At 56.9% G+C, this 15,803-nt stretch carries 16 protein-coding genes; 10 read left to right on the top strand and 6 right to left on the bottom strand.

Translation table 11 applies throughout. The features are described 5' to 3' along the window. The first annotated feature begins 105 nt into the window (after positions 1 to 105). A complete protein-coding gene (gene recA / locus AB8996_RS09215) occupies positions 106 to 1,290 on the top strand; it encodes a recombinase RecA (RefSeq protein WP_369298685.1) in 1,185 nt (394 codons plus the stop codon). Further along, positions 1,290 to 1,922, top strand: coding sequence for a regulatory protein RecX (locus AB8996_RS09210; RefSeq protein ID WP_369298684.1), 633 nt, complete (start codon positions 1,290 to 1,292; stop codon positions 1,920 to 1,922). Before recA ends, AB8996_RS09210 begins: the two co-directional genes overlap by 1 nt. 176 nt (positions 1,923 to 2,098) lie before the next feature. Here the strand turns inward: AB8996_RS09210 and AB8996_RS09205 are convergent, their stop codons facing one another. The 4 genes from AB8996_RS09205 to AB8996_RS09190 form a co-directional block, all read right to left on the bottom strand. Then, the gene (locus tag AB8996_RS09205; protein ID WP_369298683.1) at positions 2,099 to 2,836 is read right to left on the bottom strand and encodes a PHP-associated domain-containing protein; all 738 of its coding nucleotides are present in this window, start codon (positions 2,834 to 2,836) and stop codon (positions 2,099 to 2,101) included. 55 nt (positions 2,837 to 2,891) lie between these two features. After that, a complete protein-coding gene (locus AB8996_RS09200) occupies positions 2,892 to 4,307 on the bottom strand; it encodes an MATE family efflux transporter (RefSeq protein WP_369298682.1) in 1,416 nt (471 codons plus the stop codon). A 72-nt stretch (positions 4,308 to 4,379) separates the two neighbouring features. Beyond that, positions 4,380 to 5,090 carry an HAD family hydrolase gene (locus AB8996_RS09195; RefSeq protein ID WP_369298681.1) on the bottom strand — a complete coding sequence of 237 codons (711 nt, stop codon included), beginning with the start codon at positions 5,088 to 5,090 and terminating at the stop codon, positions 4,380 to 4,382. 168 nt (positions 5,091 to 5,258) lie between these two features. Further along, complete coding sequence (locus AB8996_RS09190; protein ID WP_369298680.1) at positions 5,259 to 5,615, bottom strand: hypothetical protein; 357 nt, start codon at positions 5,613 to 5,615, stop codon at positions 5,259 to 5,261. A 153-nt stretch (positions 5,616 to 5,768) separates the two neighbouring features. On the opposite strand from AB8996_RS09190, the gene pfkB reads away from it, so the two are divergent. The 8 genes from pfkB (at position 5,769) to AB8996_RS09150 (ending at position 14,214) form a co-directional block, all read left to right on the top strand. After that, a complete protein-coding gene (gene pfkB / locus AB8996_RS09185) occupies positions 5,769 to 6,698 on the top strand; it encodes a 1-phosphofructokinase (RefSeq protein ID WP_369298679.1) in 930 nt (309 codons plus the stop codon). Positions 6,699 to 6,907: 209 nt separating this feature from the next. Then, positions 6,908 to 8,047 carry a 5-bromo-4-chloroindolyl phosphate hydrolysis family protein gene (locus AB8996_RS09180; protein ID WP_369298678.1) on the top strand — a complete coding sequence of 380 codons (1,140 nt, stop codon included), beginning with the start codon at positions 6,908 to 6,910 and terminating at the stop codon, positions 8,045 to 8,047. Between the two features lie 117 nt (positions 8,048 to 8,164). After that, entirely contained in the window at positions 8,165 to 9,310 is a 1,146-nt protein-coding gene (locus AB8996_RS09175) for a toxic anion resistance protein (RefSeq protein ID WP_369298677.1), read from the top strand. A 314-nt stretch (positions 9,311 to 9,624) separates the two neighbouring features. Next, positions 9,625 to 10,188: a hypothetical protein gene (locus AB8996_RS09170; RefSeq protein WP_369298676.1), complete on the top strand. Its 564-nt coding sequence runs from the start codon at positions 9,625 to 9,627 to the stop codon at positions 10,186 to 10,188. Positions 10,189 to 10,222: 34 nt separating this feature from the next. Further along, positions 10,223 to 11,209, top strand: a complete 987-nt coding sequence (locus AB8996_RS09165) for a DUF4854 domain-containing protein (protein WP_369298675.1) — start codon at positions 10,223 to 10,225, stop codon at positions 11,207 to 11,209. 27 nt (positions 11,210 to 11,236) lie between these two features. Then, positions 11,237 to 12,403: a YgcG family protein gene (locus tag AB8996_RS09160; RefSeq protein WP_369298674.1), complete on the top strand. Its 1,167-nt coding sequence runs from the start codon at positions 11,237 to 11,239 to the stop codon at positions 12,401 to 12,403. 77 nt (positions 12,404 to 12,480) lie between these two features. Beyond that, positions 12,481 to 13,467, top strand: a complete 987-nt coding sequence (locus tag AB8996_RS09155) for a YgcG family protein (protein WP_369298673.1) — start codon at positions 12,481 to 12,483, stop codon at positions 13,465 to 13,467. A gap of 90 nt (positions 13,468 to 13,557) precedes the next feature. Then, positions 13,558 to 14,214, top strand: a complete 657-nt coding sequence (locus tag AB8996_RS09150) for an HAD hydrolase-like protein (RefSeq protein WP_369298672.1) — start codon at positions 13,558 to 13,560, stop codon at positions 14,212 to 14,214. 56 nt (positions 14,215 to 14,270) lie between these two features. Here AB8996_RS09150 and AB8996_RS09145 read toward each other — a convergent pair whose 3' ends face one another. Together AB8996_RS09145 and AB8996_RS09140 are read right to left on the bottom strand one after the other, a co-directional pair. After that, positions 14,271 to 14,744 (bottom strand): YbaK/EbsC family protein, encoded by a 474-nt coding sequence (locus AB8996_RS09145; RefSeq protein WP_369298671.1) that lies wholly within the window; start codon positions 14,742 to 14,744, stop codon positions 14,271 to 14,273. 9 nt (positions 14,745 to 14,753) lie between these two features. Next, positions 14,754 to 15,632, bottom strand: a complete 879-nt coding sequence (locus AB8996_RS09140) for an MBL fold metallo-hydrolase (RefSeq protein ID WP_369298670.1) — start codon at positions 15,630 to 15,632, stop codon at positions 14,754 to 14,756. Between the last annotated feature and the right edge of the window lie 171 nt (positions 15,633 to 15,803).

The raw sequence follows: 15,803 nt of genomic DNA, 5'->3' as shown, positions 1-15,803 counted from the left end.
GCAAAATTTGCCAAAACCCATTGCTTTTCCCGAAAACTTCCGATATAATAGGGAAAGAAGACGGGGCATGCGATCGACCCTTTCGGAAAACAGGAGGATACTGGAATGGCAGAAAAGAATAAAGCGCCGGTCAGCACCAAGGCGGACGGCGGCAAGCCTGAAGATAAGGCAAAAGCGCTGGAAACGGCGCTGGCACAAATCAAAAAGCAGTTCGGCGAGGGCGCGGTCATGCGGCTGGGGCAGGATTCTGCCCTGAATGTGGAAAGCATTCCCACAGGGTCGCTGTCCCTGGACATGGCGCTGGGCATCGGCGGGCTCCCCAGAGGGCGCATCATCGAAGTGTACGGGCCGGAATCCTCCGGCAAAACCACCCTGGCGCTGCACTGCATTGCCGAGGGTCAGAAAATGGGCGGCAACGCCGCATTTATCGACGTGGAGCACGCCCTTGACCCGGTGTATGCCGGAAACCTGGGCGTGGACGTGGAAAGCCTGCTGGTGTCCCAGCCGGATACCGGCGAACAGGCGTTGGAGATCACGGAAGCGCTGGTGCGCTCCAATGCCATCGACGTGATCGTGGTGGACTCCGTGGCGGCGCTGGTGCCCCGGGCGGAGATCGAGGGCGACATGGGCGACACCCATGTAGGCTTGCAGGCAAGATTGATGAGCCAGGCGCTGAGAAAGCTGGCGGGCGCCATCTCCAAGTCCAACTGCGTGGCGATCTTCATCAACCAGCTCCGGGAAAAGGTGGGCGTTGTCTACGGTAACCCGGAAGTCACCCCCGGCGGGCGGGCGCTGAAGTTCTATTCCTCCGTCCGTTTGGAAGTGCGCAAGGGCGAGGTGCTGAAAAACGGCACGGATATGATTGGCGCGCGCACCAAGGTAAAAGTGGTCAAAAACAAAATTGCCCCGCCGTTCCGCACGGCGGAGTTTGATGTGATGTACGGCACCGGCATTTCCCGGACAGGCGAGCTGCTGGATATCGCCGCCAGCCTGGATATCATTCAGAAGAGCGGCTCCTGGTTCTCCTACAATGGAGAGCGCATCGGGCAGGGACGGGACAACTCCAAGGAGTTCCTGGCGACCCACCCGGACGTTGCCGCCGAAGTGGAAAAGCTGGTGCGGGAGAATGTGGATAAGCTGTATGAAAAGCCCGGGAAGTCCGGCGGCGCCAAGGCGGCAGCCACCCCGGTAGAGCTGCCGGAAGCAGCCCCCGCCGAAAAGGAAGCCCCCGCGCCGGTGAGCAAGGCGGCAGCCAAGCAGAGCATTGACATCACGGTGGACGACGACTGATGGAGCTGACAGCGGCAGAGCCCCGGCGGAAAAGCCTGACCCAGCTCTATCTGGACGGGGAAGCCGCCGTAAAAATAGACACGGAAATTTTTGTCCGTTCCGGCTTGAAGCCTGGGGACCAGTTGACCGATGAGGAGCTGCACCAGCTTCTGCAGGCGTCCGACGCCCGCCGGGCAAAGGAAAAGGCGCTGTACCTGCTGGAGCACCGCAGCCACTCCAAAAAAGAGCTGACGGACAAGATCGCCCGGACAGCAGCCTCCCGGGAAGCCGCCCAGGCCGCCGCCGACCGCATGGAGGAGCTGGGGCTGTTAAACGATGAAGCCTACGCCAGAGATTTGGCGAAAGAGCTGTTTACCCGGCGGCGGTTCGGCAAGGGGCGGGTCCGGCAGGAGCTGCGGCTCAAGGGAATCAGTAGCGAACTGATCGACGAGCTGCTCCTGGAATATGACGATGAAGACATGGCTCTGGAAAATATCCAGGCTGTGCTGGACAGGAAGTACGCCGGCTGGGAGGAGGACGAAAAGGTCCGCCGCCGCGCCTTTGCTGCCCTCCAGCGCCTTGGCTATTCTTACGAGCTGATCCGCCGGGTATTCTCGGACGGGAAAAACGGCTCCCGGTTTGAAGAGCCGTAGCTTTGCTTTGCAAAGCCGTATTTTTTCCAGTCTCTCAGGTATGCCGCTAAAGCGCTGGAATTTTTACAAAATTTGCTGAAATAGAGAAAGCCGCCTGTTTGGGTATCCCCCGGAACAGGCGGCTTTTTTGTTTTTCAATCACGCGGAGTTTTCCCCGGGGAAATCGCCGCGATTTTTTATACAGATTGCAGGGAAAGTACGCCATCGACGATCACGCAGTAATCCCCGGCTTTCAGGGCGCTGACCAGTTCTTTCCCGGTAGCTGCCCGGTGCTTCAGGGCGACGCCCGCTTTGCCGATGGAGCCGCCGCCCGCCCGGTGTTCGTCGCCGCCGGAGGTGGTCAGCAAGCCGTGCCGCCTGGCGTAAACAGCGGCTTCGTCATTTTCCGCCGGCTTGTTGTAGAAATTGTAGATTTCTACCGCGTCCAGATATTCCGGCTGGGGCTGCACGGTCATGTCGATGTAGCTCCTGTCCCGAAATGGGTGCGCCATGGACAGGAAGCCGCCCGCCTCATGCACCAGCCGGGCGTATTCGGAAAGGGGAAGCTTGTCAATGTCCGGGTGGGCGAGCAAAAAAGGCAGGTCGATCCCATAGGTGAGCACCTCCTTGCCGGAGCCGTAATAGTGCTCCAGCCCGAACAGCACGTCGAAATCCTTGCCCGCCGCCCATGCTTTGGCGGCTTCATAAGCGCCGTAATATTCCCGCATTTTTTCTTCCCAGGGAAGGGAACGGTCCACCGCCGTGTTGCCCCGGAGAAAGTGGTCGGTGACCACTATGCCGGCGTAGCCCGCGTTGTAGTATGCCCTTGCCATTTCTTCCGGCCCGCTGACGGCGCAGGCGCTGCACCGGGAATTGTGGCAGTGCATTTCATAGCGATAAGGATACGCTTCCTCCAGCCCGTTTGAATGCTTCATGCTATGCTTACCCCTTTTTTCGGTTTCTAAAAATTGTGCCGCGAAAGCCCCTGAATCAACTTTCCTGACCGCTCTGCTTTTCCGCCACAATATTATTTGCCCAAATGCCCGAATGTATCATTGCCGCGCCGATGATGACCTTGATAAAGTCCGCGCACTGGACGCAGAAGAACACGCCCACCACGGAAAGGCTGGTGAAGGTGCAGGTCAGGTAGGCGATGGGCAGGCACACCACCCAGGTGAACACACAGTCGAACAGGAAGGTGATGAAGGTCCTGCCGCCGGAGCGAATGGTGAAATAACACCCGTTGATATAGGACATCAGCGGCATGAAGCAGCCAATGACCATCAAAAGCCTGGTGGCGGTTTCCCGCACGACAGGCTCGGTGTTGTAGATCTGGGGGATCACAGGGGCTGTGGCAATGACGATAATGCCCACCGCCAAATTGACGGCGACCGTCAGGAAAAGCATTTTCCGAACGGAATCCTTTGCGCCCTCAATGTCGTTTGCCCCCAGCATCTGCCCGGACATGATGCCGATGGCGTTGCCGGAAGCCATGACCAGAATGGAAAACAGGTTGTAGATGGTGGCTTCAATGTTGCAGGCGGCCACGGCGGTAAGCCCTCTGGTGGCGTAGCAGACCTGGATCGCAGCCATGCCCATGGACCACAGCAGCTCGTTTAAGAGCAGGGGCGTGCCGGTAACGGCAATACGCTTCACAAGGGGCAGGGGCACCCGGAAGCTGCGGAAAGCCCCCTCCAGAAAGGGGTATTTTTTCTTGTGCCGATAAGTCCTGGCAATGAGGTAGACCGCTTCCAGGTACCGGGCGATCACCGTTGCCAGGGCGGCGCCCACCACGCCCAATTTGGGGAAGCCGAAGCTGCCGAAGATCAGCAGATAGTTGAGCACCAGGTTCACCAGAATGGCAATGACGCTGGCGATCATGGGGGAAACGGTCTCGCCGGAATCCCGCAGGACGCTGGAAAAGCACTGCACCGCCACAAAGGGCAGCAGCCCCCACAGCATGACGTTCATGTATTCCTTGGCATAGTTCAGCGTGGCGGCGATATCCGCGGCGCTGGAAGCCCCCTCGTTCAGATACAGCCCAAACAGCTGCTCGCCGAACAGCAGGAACACGCCGATCCCCAGCACCAGCACTCCGAAAGCAAAGAGGATACGGAAGCGGAAGGAATCCCGCAGACCCTTGTGGTCTCCCTTTCCGAAAAACTGCGCGCCGAAAATGGAAGCGCCGGAAAGCCCGCCGAAAATGGTCAGGTTAAAGATGAATACGATCTGGTTGACAATGGCAACGCCGGACATGGGCGCTGTGCCCAGCCGCCCCACCATCACGTTGTCCAGCAGGTTCACGAACTGGGTAATGCCCTGCTGGGCGATCATGGGCAGGATCAACTGCATGACCCGGGCGTAAAAGGCTTTGTCTCCTATGTATTTTTTACGAGGCTGTGACATGAAAAACAGGTTCCTCCTCCAGGCTTCGGGCGCTGTAAAAGCCCGAAACAGTAAATATGCGCAATAGGCTTTTCAGGAATTTTTGAAAAAATCGCCGGACAGCGGCTCTTCCAGGGGCGTAAGATCCCGGATAAGCTCTTCAAAATCGGAAATGCAGCGGTCCGCTAAGGCGGCGATCCCCGCAGGGGTCTCCTCCTCCACGCCGCCGTCCATGGAAATGCCGTCCGCTACGGCAACAGTGGTGAACCCGGCGTCCCTTGCCGTGCGCAGGGCGTACGCGGAATCCTCAAAAACAACGCATTCCTCCGGCAGCGCGCCAAATTCCGACCCGCAGCGGAGAAAAATATCGGGAAATTTTTTGCCTTTCCCCACCTTGGTGCAGGTGGTGAAAAAATCAATATAGGGTGAAATGCCCGCCCGGTCAAACGCCGCCCAGATGCCTTTCTCCTCTGAAGCGGTGGCAATGGCAATTTTGATCCCGTTTTCCCGCAGCAGCCGGACAAACTCCACCGCGTGGGGCTTGGGCGGCACCCGGTCGCGATAGCCCCGGTAAGCCCAGTCCGCCAGCTCCGCCACTACCTGTTCCGTGCTGCCGGGCACCCCCAGGGAGCGGTACAGGTCGGCGCACTGTTCGATGCTCAGCCGGTTCAGTTCCCGGTGCAGCCCCGCCGGGGCGATCACCCCTTTGGACGCCGCATATTCATAGGTGATCTCCTGCCACATGGGCATGGAGTCCAGCAGCGTACCGTCTACATCAAAAATGGCGCAAAGAATGCGAGACAAGCTTTTCCCCCCTCTGTCCGTAGACCGTGCAAACAAAACTAAGTATATCATGGAAAACGGGGGATTTCAACGGCAACGGCAGGTGTTTCACAAAAGCGGCGCATAGAGCATAATAAAGACCCCGCCGCATATTCTGCGGCGGGGAAAGCTCCTGTTTCAAAAATTCACTCAGGAAAGGTTGGAGGAATTGCTGCTGTTCGACGCGGAGGGATCCAGATTGGAGGGGTCGCTGTCTACCCGGCTGGCGTCGTCGTCTCTGGAAAACAGGTCGCTGTTTTCCCCGGAAACGGTATCGTCCCGGCTGGAGGTATGGGAGCCGGTGGAATTGTTGCCCGAAGAATCGTTTCGGTCAGACTCCATCCTGCTTCCGGCACTGCTCAGGTTTTCCCCGGCGTTGGAAATGGCGCTTCCTACCTTGGAGGCAGCGTTGCTTACGGTACTGCCTGCCCCGTTGCCGCTGCAGCCTGTCAGCAGGAGAGCCAGCGCGGCGCACAGCAGAAGCGGGAGAATTTTACTTTTATACATTTGAAAAAAGCTCCTTTCTTTGTGGGACATTTTTGGCTTTCGCTGTCCTTTAGCCTGTCCTGCTTTGCGGGGAAAATACCAGAAAATCATGATTTGAAAAAATTTTTTCAAAATGATAAAATATTCGTAAGAAAGCTGTAAGGTTGTGAGAGTATGCTGATAGCTACCGTGACATTGAACCCCGCGCTGGACTGTTACCTGACCCCGGAGCAGCTGGAGCTGGGCGCCATCAACCATTATGGGGACTGCCTGTTTTACCCCGGCGGCAAGGGCGTGAATATTTCTCTGCTGCTGTCCTCCCTGGGGCTGGAAACGGTCGCCATGGGGATCGGGGCGGGCTTTTCCGGCAAGGAGCTTGTCCGATTGGCAGAACAGGCGGGCTGCAAAACGGATTTCCTTCTCCTGCCTGAGGGCAATACCCGCTTCAATGTAAAAATACGCACCCCGGACGGAGTGGAAACAGACCTGAACGGTGCGGGCACGGCGGTGCCGCCGGAAGCGGTGGAGCGGCTGATGGAAAAGCTGGATATCCTGCAGCCCGGCGACGCCTTGGTGCTGGCGGGCAGCCTGCCGGCTTCCCTGCCGAAAAACACCTACGGAAGGCTGCTGCAAAAAGCGGCGGGAAAAGAACTGCTCACCGTGGTGGACACCACCGGGGAAGCGCTTCGGGCGGTCCTGCCATATAAGCCCTTCCTGATAAAGCCAAATCTGGAAGAGCTGGGCGGGCTGTTCGGCGTCACGCTCACCGACACGGCTGCCGCGGCGGAATGCGCCGCCGAGCTGCAAAAGCTGGGGGCGCGGAACGTGGCGGTCTCCATGGGGAGCAAGGGGGCGCTGCTGCTGTGCGAGGACGGCAGGCGGCTGTTCTGCCGGGCGGCGAGAGGGGAAGCCGTTTCCACCGTTGGGGCAGGGGATTCCATGGTGGCAGGCTTTTTGTACGGCTGGCAGCTCCACGGCACGCTGGAGGGCGCTTTGCGCTGGGGCGTGTGCGCCGGATCCGCCACGGCGTTTACACAGGGGCTCGCCTCCGGCGATGAGGTCCGGCGGCTGTACCCTCAGGCGGGAAACGTCCACCCCATTTGAAGGCATGGTGAAAAACCAGCTGTTACCGGGAGATTTCAGTTGACACTGGGACTGTTTCCACGTACAATAGTAAGGGTATATGATTTTTGCCGCCGGCGTTGATATTTTGAGGGAAAGCCATGCTTTTTGAGCCTTCGGGAAAAGGAAGCTTCAGCAGGCTGGACCCGCAAAGCATTTCGCCCTGCAAAGAGAGGAAAATGGTCATCACAATGAAACATACTGGTACAAACCCCTTGGAGGAAGAGTTCCGTTCTTCCCAAATATATAAAACGCTGCAGGAGACCGGCATTCCCGTGGCGGATAAGATCGCCCAGGGGCTGGGGAAAGCCGCCGACGGCATCAACAGCGCGCTGGAGGGGATATCCCCTTCGGTAAAGCGGGCAACAAACCGGGTTCAGCAGGCAGCCCAGCAGCCCGTGCCTCCCGGCGCCCGGCAGAACCCGGGATATGCCCGCCCTGCCGGGCAGCCTGCGCAGACAGGCGGGGCGCAGCCCAACGGGCAGTATTCCTATTCTTACCGCTACAATGGCGGCACACAGCCCAACGGGCAGACAAACTCCCAGCCCAACCGCCAGCCTGTGCGGAACACCCACCCCGGGCAAAAGCCGGCAGGGGTCAATCCCGCCCCCGCGCCTCAAATGCCCCAGATGAAGCTGGTGCGTAAGGGAAGCCCGGCAAAATTCTACATCACCGGGGCGGCGGCGCTCTTTTATGCTGCCAATTTCCCTCTCTATGAGGTTTCCCATTTTATCGTGTTCGCGCTGGTGCTGGTCGGGGTGTTCCTGCTGTCCGGCAGGCTGTTCCGGGGCAAGAAGGAATTTGTTCCCATCGAGCCGGAAAAGCCCAAGGTCAAGGAGGAGCCGAAAAAAGAGGAAAAGCCCTCTCAAACGGGGAACCCCGAGGTGGATAAGATCATCGACGAGGGCAACCGCTATTTGAAGAAGCTCCGCGCCGCCAACGACGCCATTCCCGAGGAGACCCTCTCAGAGGATATCGCCCGTATGGAAAAGGCTTCTGCCGATATTTTCCGCTTCGTTGCCGACCACCCGGAGAAAGCCCCCCAGATACGGAAATTCATGAATTACTACCTGCCCACCACGCTGAAGCTCCTGAACAGCTACCAGCGGCTTTCCGCCCAGTCGGTGCGGGGGGAGAACATCACCTCTACCATGTTCAATATCGCGGGCATGATGCACACGGTAGCCGCCGCTTTTGAAAAGCAGCTGGACGCGCTCTTTACCGATGAAGCGATGGACGTTTCCGCCGATATTTCCGTGTTTGAAACGCTCTTGAAGCAGGAGGGCTTTGTGGACGAAAAAGAAAAAAGGAAGTCCGGCGGCGAGAAGTAGGAGGCTCTGCCGGACTGATCGCAGGAACCGCTTTGCGGCACAGGTTTTCCAAAAGGGAACCGCCGAGCTGGATACAGAAGAAGTAAGGAAAAACCACACTGGAAAGGATGCTGTCCCATGGATAACGGAATCAAATTGACACTGGAAGCCGAAGAGCCCCAAGCCCCTACCCTGACCCTCGACCCCGAAGCCCAGGCGCAGGAGACCCCCGCCGCCGAGCCCGTGGTGCTGGACGAATCCAGCCTGACCCCGGAGGAGCAGAAGGCGGTGAACGAGTTCGCGGAGAAGATCGACCTGACCAACAGCACGCTGGTGCTGCAATACGGCTCCGCCGCCCAGAAGAAGATCGCGTCCTTCTCCGACACGGCGCTGGACAAGGTGCGCACCAAGGACCTGGGCGAGATCGGCGAGGAGATTTCCAGTCTGGTGGTAGAGCTCAAGGGCTTTGACATTGATGAGGAAGAGAAGAAGGGCATTTTTGGCTGGTTCAAAAATACCGGCAATAAGATCACGGCGATGAAGGCAAAGTATGATTCCGCCGAGGTCAATGTGGATAAGATCGCCGCGGCGCTGGAAAGCCATCAGGTGCAGCTGATGAAAGACGTGGTCATGCTGGATAAGCTCTACGAAATGAACCTGAATTACCACAAGGAGCTGTCCATGTACATCATCGCCGGCAAAAAGAAGCTCCAGCAGGAGCGGGCGACCAGGCTGGTGGAAATGCAGAATAAGGCGAAACAGAGCGGCTTGGCGGAGGACGCCCAGGCGGCGAACGATTTTGCCCAGCTTTGCGATAATTTTGAAAAGAAGCTTCACGACCTGGAGCTGACCCGCATGGTCAGCGTGCAGATGTCCCCCCAGATCCGTCTGGTACAGAACAACGACAAGCTGATGACGGAAAAGATACAGTCCACGCTGGTGAACACCATTCCCCTGTGGAAGAGCCAGATGGTGCTGGCGCTGGGCGTGGCGCACTCCGCACAGGCTGTAAAAGCCCAGCGTGAGGTTTCCGACATGACAAACGAGCTGCTGCGCAAGAACGCGGAGAAGCTGAAGATGAGCACCATCGAAACCGCCAGGGAATCCGAGCGCGGCGTGGTGGATATGGAGACCCTGCGCATCACCAACCAGTCCCTGATCCAGACACTGGACGAGGTGGTGAAGATACAGGACGAGGGCAGGGCAAAGCGCCGTGCCGCCGAGCAGGAGATCGGCAAGCTGGAAGGCGAGCTGAAGCAGAAGCTGCTGGATATTCACCAGTAAAGTTGTTAGCTTTTAGTTGTTAGACCGGCGAGCCGCCGGGGGCAAAACGGGGAGAAAGCCTGTGTTGTTTTTTGGTTTTCCACCCGACCGGTGGTGAGTGGTAAATTGTTGAACCGCTGCCTCAAAAGCCTCCCCTGACAGGCGGGACGGTGTCGCAACGTTAGCTGTGACGGAGGGTCAGTCGTTAGAAAAAGGCAGGGCGTGTAAGTGCGGGAACGTGGTGTTTCCCGCACTGCATTGTCTAGCTGTAAGTTTCGCCGTCAGATAGGGCTGGGCGCCGTATCTGCGCGGCACGACCCATGGAAAGGGCTTTTATGAAGAAGAAAAATGTAATTGGAGCCATTGTGATGGCTGGGCTGCTGGTCGTTTCCGTACCGCTGGGGGTGAACCGTTCCTTTGACCGCCTGCGGGAGGACGCCATGGACAGCTATTATTATGACGGCACAGGCTATGCCATTTACCAGGGCATCGATATGCGGGAGGACGCCGCCAACAATCTGTTGACGGTCGCCAGGCGCTATGTGGAAAAGAACCCTGGGCTGGACCCCTACATCGGCGATTTGGAGTACCGGGTCAAATATCTGGAAAACCTCTATGATTTCCAGGGCTTCGAGCAGGAGGTAGAGGCAAACCGCCTGCTGGGAGAAGCGGCGCAGGCGCTGTACGAGCAGCTGGAAACGGTGGAGCTTTCCGAAAAGGACGAAAAATATCCCCGGCAGCTGATTGCGGAGATTGAATCTGAGCAGGACAAGATAGAGCGCAGCAGCTACAATGACAGCGCCAGGGAATTTAACGAAAAGCTGGCGCAGTCCCCCACCAAGCCCCTGACAAAGCTGATGGGGATTTCCCCTATGGGCGTGTTTGGCGGAGAGAAATAGGCAGCTTCCATTTTGCGATAGAGGGAAGAATGCTATGAAACGAAAAACGAAGAGCGTTTTGTGTGCTCTGGCGATGGCAGTGGTGATCCTGCTTTCCATTTTTCTGGGTGGGGTCCGTTCCTTGAAGCGTCAGAGAACGGATATTTTAGACAATCATTATTTTCATGACGAAAGTGGGTTCGCCGTTACGCAGGGATTGAACAGGGAACTCAAAAATGTCCGGGATATGGTCGCTCTTGCGCAGAACTATGCAACATACGTGCCGTGGATTCAGAATTATATCGATTCTCTGGACTATCAGGCGGATTTTTGTGAAAATTCCTGCAGGTCCGGCACGCCGGAGGAAGCGGCGGCCTATCACCAGCTGTGCCTTGCGGCAGAGACGCTTTATGGGCAGTTATGGCAGATCGAGCTGAAAGAAACAGACCTCAGCTATCCTCAATGGCAGGAGGAATGGGAAACAGACCAGGCATTTTTCGGCTCCTATCTTGAACTGATAAATTCCACGCAGAGCAATCTGAAACGCAGCAGCTACAACGAGAACGCCAGGCAATTTAACGAGCTGCTGGATCGCTTTCCCGGAAGCGTGCTGAAAAGGCTTTTCCGAATCGAAAAACTGGGTGTTTTCAGTCAGGCGGAGGAAACGGGAGACGGGTATCGGAACGCCGACGGGAAGTACCAAAATATGCAGGCGTATGTGGAGTCTCCGTATAGCCGCGCGGCAGAGAAAGGCTTGAATGAGGAACTGGCGGAAAGCCAGGTACAGTTGAAAATATTGGCAGAGGGAAATATTTTGATCTACGCCTATACCCATGAAACGCTGAAGGCTGATGAAATGAGCGTTCGCGAGCTGGATGAGATCATTGCGAGCGATGAAAATGTGGACACGGAAAAAAATTTCATCGGCTTTGCCGAATTCCTTGCTTTCTCTGTGGAGGGGGCGGACGGGGTCGTGCGCATTCAGGAGCTTGACAAAGACGGAGAGGAAATTTTTTCCAAAGATTTTAAGGCGCAGGAATAAAAACGTATTTCCTGAAAGGAGTACTTTATGAAACGGGGGATTGCCGCAGCAGGTCTGCTTTTTGTGCTTCTGGCATCGGTTCTGCCTATCCCCGCGCTGGCAGCGGTACCGAATCGACCTGAAAATCAGTATGTGCTGGACAAAGCTGGCGTTCTTTCCTTCTCGGACACAGAGCGGGAGATTATTTCTGAAAATCAAAAACTGTTCCGAGAAACCGGGGCAGAGATCGTTGTTGTTGCCGTAGATTTTATGGACGGAAAGGCAGCGGACGATTACGCGTATGATCTGTTTAACGATTGGGGCATTGGCTCGAAAGAACGCAACAACGGTCTGCTGCTGGTGTTTGCGGTAGGGCAGAACAAGTGCTACGCCTTACCGGGGTCCGGGATCGATGGGTATTTTACCGGCGCAAAGCTGGAAGCCATGCTGGAAGATTATTTTTACGATGACTATGACGCGGGGAGATACGATTCCGCCGTACAAAAATTTTTCAGGGCTACATTAGCTGAATTAAAGAATTACTCCTACAATGACAAATACAACCAGGGCTTTGTATGGGACGAAACCGATGTGGGAAAAGGCAGAGCAGCTTCTAACATTTCGGTAGGGCAAATCGTTTATCAAATTATTTTGGCAGGCGGTGCGCTGGCTATTCTAGTTATAATCTTGCGGGCAATTTGGAAAGCTGCCGACAGGGATTGGGAAACCATAAAACAATGGGTGAAAACAGCAGTAAAGTGGACATTCAAAATACTCTTTCTAGTGCTTGGAATACGATTTTTTGCACAGGCAAGCGCTGTTAGTGAAGACGGTCCTTTTCTGACAATTCTCAGTATTCTACTGCTGCTTTTTTGCATTTGGGCTGCGCGCCTTGGGCGGGGCTCTCGGGGACAGGGTGATTCTATCACGGGTTCTGCAAGCCACCCCGTTTCCCACTCCAATATAGCAAGTATTCCTCACCATGAGGACAGTGAAACTTCCTCGTCTACCAGTTTTGAGAGCAGCTCGTATCACTCTAGCAGCTCTTCTAGCTCTTCTTCCTACCGTTCTAGCAGTTCTTTTTCTCACAGCGGTGGAAGCACTTCGCATGGCGGAGGAAGCTCCGGCGGATTTCACCGTGGTGGAAGCGCTTCGCGGAGCAGTGGCTTTTCTTCCGGCGGTCGTTCCCGGGGCGGCGGAGCGGGGCGGAGATAAGGCAGTGCCCCAAAGAGAGAACCTGACTATAAGCGGCTGAAAGAGCGCTTTGTAATTAAGAAAAAGGAGCTATGCTGATGAAAAGAAAGTATTTGGTTCGGCTTTTCGCGAAATGCCTTATTTTTGCGGTGATCGCCGTCTCCCTTTCTGTTCCCGCGCTGGCGGCGGTGCCAGACCGCCCCTCGAACCTGTATGTGCTGGACGAGGCGAATGTGATCTCCGCTGAGACGGAGCGGGAGATCATTCGGAAAAACGAAGACCTGTTTGACCGCACCGGGGCGGAGATCGTCATTGTTGCCGTGGATTTTCTGGGCGGCGAAGCCATCGACGATTATGTGTACGACCTGTTCAACGACTGGGGGATCGGCTCCTCCGAGCGGAACAACGGCATTCTGCTGGTGCTGGCGATCGGCGAGGACAATTACTACGCCCAGGCAGGGCAGGGCATCGACACCTATTTTGACAGCCAGATGCAGGGCTTGCTGGACGACTATTTGGAGCCGGATTTCGCCGTGGGCAATTATGACGCCGGGGTGAAAAAGTTCTTTGACGCGGTCCTTGCCGAGCTGAATCGGTATGATTATAACGACCAATACGAGGAAACCGCTGACGGGGAGCATTATGAATACAGCTCCGGCATGGGAAGCATGGCGTTTTCCTTTTTCTGGAAGGTGTTCCGCTTTATCCTCATTGTGTTTGTGGTGATTCTTGTGATCGCGCTGATTTCCCGCGGCTCTCACCGCGGCGGCGGAGGAGGAACCGGCGGAGGCGGCGGTGGATTCTGGCGCGGCATGATGCTTGGCAGCATGATGTCCAACCGCCGGAGGCGGCGGTCCTGGTACGCACCTCCGCCCCCACCCCCGCCCCCCGGCGGAGGTTTTGGCGGACCTGGTCCCTTTGCGCCGGGAAGACCTCCCAGACGTCCCTCCGGCGGGTTCGGCGGATTTGGCGGCTTTGGGGGAGGTTCTTCTCATCGTGGCGGCTTTTCCCATGGCGGCGGGCACTCCTCCGGCGGATTCTCCCGCGGGGGCGGCTCCCGCGGCGGCGGCGCAGGACGAAGATAAGGCAGTGTTTGTCTACCTCTCATTGCTTTTGCAGCCTTTTTGATTCAGAAAGGCGATCACGGGATTTATGCCTTTCTGTCAGGAGGTCACATGAAAAAATTCTTTTTATTCGATTTGGACGGCACGGTGACGGACACCGGCGAGGGGATCATGAAAAGCGCCCAGTTTGCGCTGGACTGCTTTGGCTTTCCCAATGAGCCGGAGGAAAAGCTCCGGCGGTTTGTGGGTCCGCCGCTGGACTACTCCTTCCGGGAGTTTTACGGCTTGTCGGAACGGCAGGCGTGGGAAGCGGTGGAAAAATACCGGGAGCGCTACCGGGAAAAGGGCGTGTTTGAAAGCCCACTGTATCCCGGCATGAAAGAGCTGCTGCAGCGCCTTTCCCAGAGGGCGGAGGTGTGCCTTGCCACGTCGAAGCCTCTGCAGTTTGCCAGGCAGATCATAGAGCTGCGGGGCGTGGCGGAGCTTTTTACCGTGACCGTGGGCGCCAATATGGACGGCACCATGACCGACAAGGCGCAGGTGATTGGCGAGGTGCTCCGGCAGCTGGGAGACCCGCCAAAGTTGGAAGCGGTGATGATCGGCGACCGCCGGCAGGATATTCTGGGGGCAAAGGCTCAGGGCGTGGACAGTATCGGCGTTTCCTACGGCTATGCCGAAGCCGGCGAGCTGGAAGCGGCGGGGGCGACACATATCGTCCCCACGGTAGAAGCGCTGGAGGAGCTTTGCCGCAAATTGACGGAAGAATAAAAGAACCGGGCGGGAAAATCCCTGCCCGGTTTTTTTAAGGCTCTTGAGAGCCGTTGTCAGTCCTGCCAGCCCTTGCACACATCGACCCAGGACGCGAAGCCGGAATACCGCTCCAATTCCTCAATGGTCAATTCGATGGCGCTGTTGCTGCTGCCGCAGGCTGGGAAAACCGTTTGGAAGCGCTTCAGGGAGCAGTCCAGATAGACGGTCACGCCCGGGTTGACCGCAAAGGGGCACACGCCGCCCACCCCGTGACCGACCAGCGCTTCCAGCTCGTCCGGGGTGAGCATTTTTGCCTTTGTGCCGAATTGGGCTTTATATTTTGCGTTGTCGATTTTGGTATCGCCGGCGGCGACGATGAGGATCGTGCCCTCCCCTGCCAGGAAAGAAAGGGTCTTTGCGATCCGGCAGGGCTCGCAGCTCAGCGCCTGTGCCGCCAGCTCCACGGTGGCGCTGGACACGTCAAATTCCCGGATACGGTCTGCCATGCCGAATTGGGAAAAATAGTCTCTTACTTTTTCGATCGCCATACTGTCCCCCTAAGCTTGCTGCCACAGCAGCATATTGTTTTCAATCGCGCAGGTCAGCCTGCCCGTGTTTTTCAGCCACGTCAGGTAGGAGCGCAGGGTGCTGCCCAGAAGGGCGTGCTGCTGAAAGGTCATGGTCAGGGAAAAATCCCGGAACACCTGGGTCAGCAGCGCTTCCGAGGTGATGGGCGTCTTGCAGAGGGAAACCACGCGGTCGCCGATTTCCAGAACCTTTTCCCGGTTCAGGCGGACCAGCTCGCCGCAATCTGCCGTCGGCTCAGCGTGAGAGGGGATAAAGAGGGCGGCGGAAAGCCGCTCCGCTTCGTCCAGGGTGTGAAGAAATTTTTCCACATCGTAAAGGTAGGAAATGCCGTACTTTTCCAGCGTGGCAGGGCTGCTGACGCAGTCCGCCAGGAACACCACGTTGTCCGGCGTGCGGAAGCCCACCATGGAAAAGGAATGCCCCGGCAGGGGAAGGATCTCGATTTCTTTCGGGAAAGCGCCGTCGGAAAAATCCGTGACTTCGCTGTCCTGCGCCAATAAGAATTTGTGCCGCAGCTCCGCCGGGGGGAGCCCGCCGTAGAGCAGGGAGGGCTCTAAAATCGGGTGGCGGATAAAATCAGCTTCTAGGCCGCCGGAAAAAATCTTGCACCCGGTCTGCTCCTGCAAATAGCGGTTGCCGCCGATATGGTCGGCGTGGGAATGGGTGTTCAAAATGCCCAGCAGCGTCCAGCTGTTCTGCTCCAGAATGCGCTTGACTTTCTTTCCGGCGTCCTTGTCGCTGCCGCTGTCGATGAGGTACACGCCGTTATTTTCCATAAGCACCACGCCGATCTTGGCAGGGCAGTCGATGTAATAGGTCCGCCGGGCAACGGGAATCAGTTCATACATTTGCAGAGGTCCTTTCAGAGTTTAGCGGTTAATTGTTGGTTATGTAAGGAAGCGCACACTGTCCTGCGGTCGGCGCAGGAAGCTGCGTTTTTCCCAGAGAGCAGACACGATTAAAAATAAGCTGTCGAATAGCTGCAAAGATGCGGTCGGCGTAGAAAGCCTCGCTTTTCT

Source organism: uncultured Neglectibacter sp. (assembly GCA_937958185.1).
Taxonomy (GTDB): domain Bacteria; phylum Bacillota; class Clostridia; order Oscillospirales; family Acutalibacteraceae; genus Acutalibacter.
The sequence above is the reverse complement of the archived record's forward strand: the minus strand, read 5'-3'. Positions and strand labels throughout refer to the sequence as shown.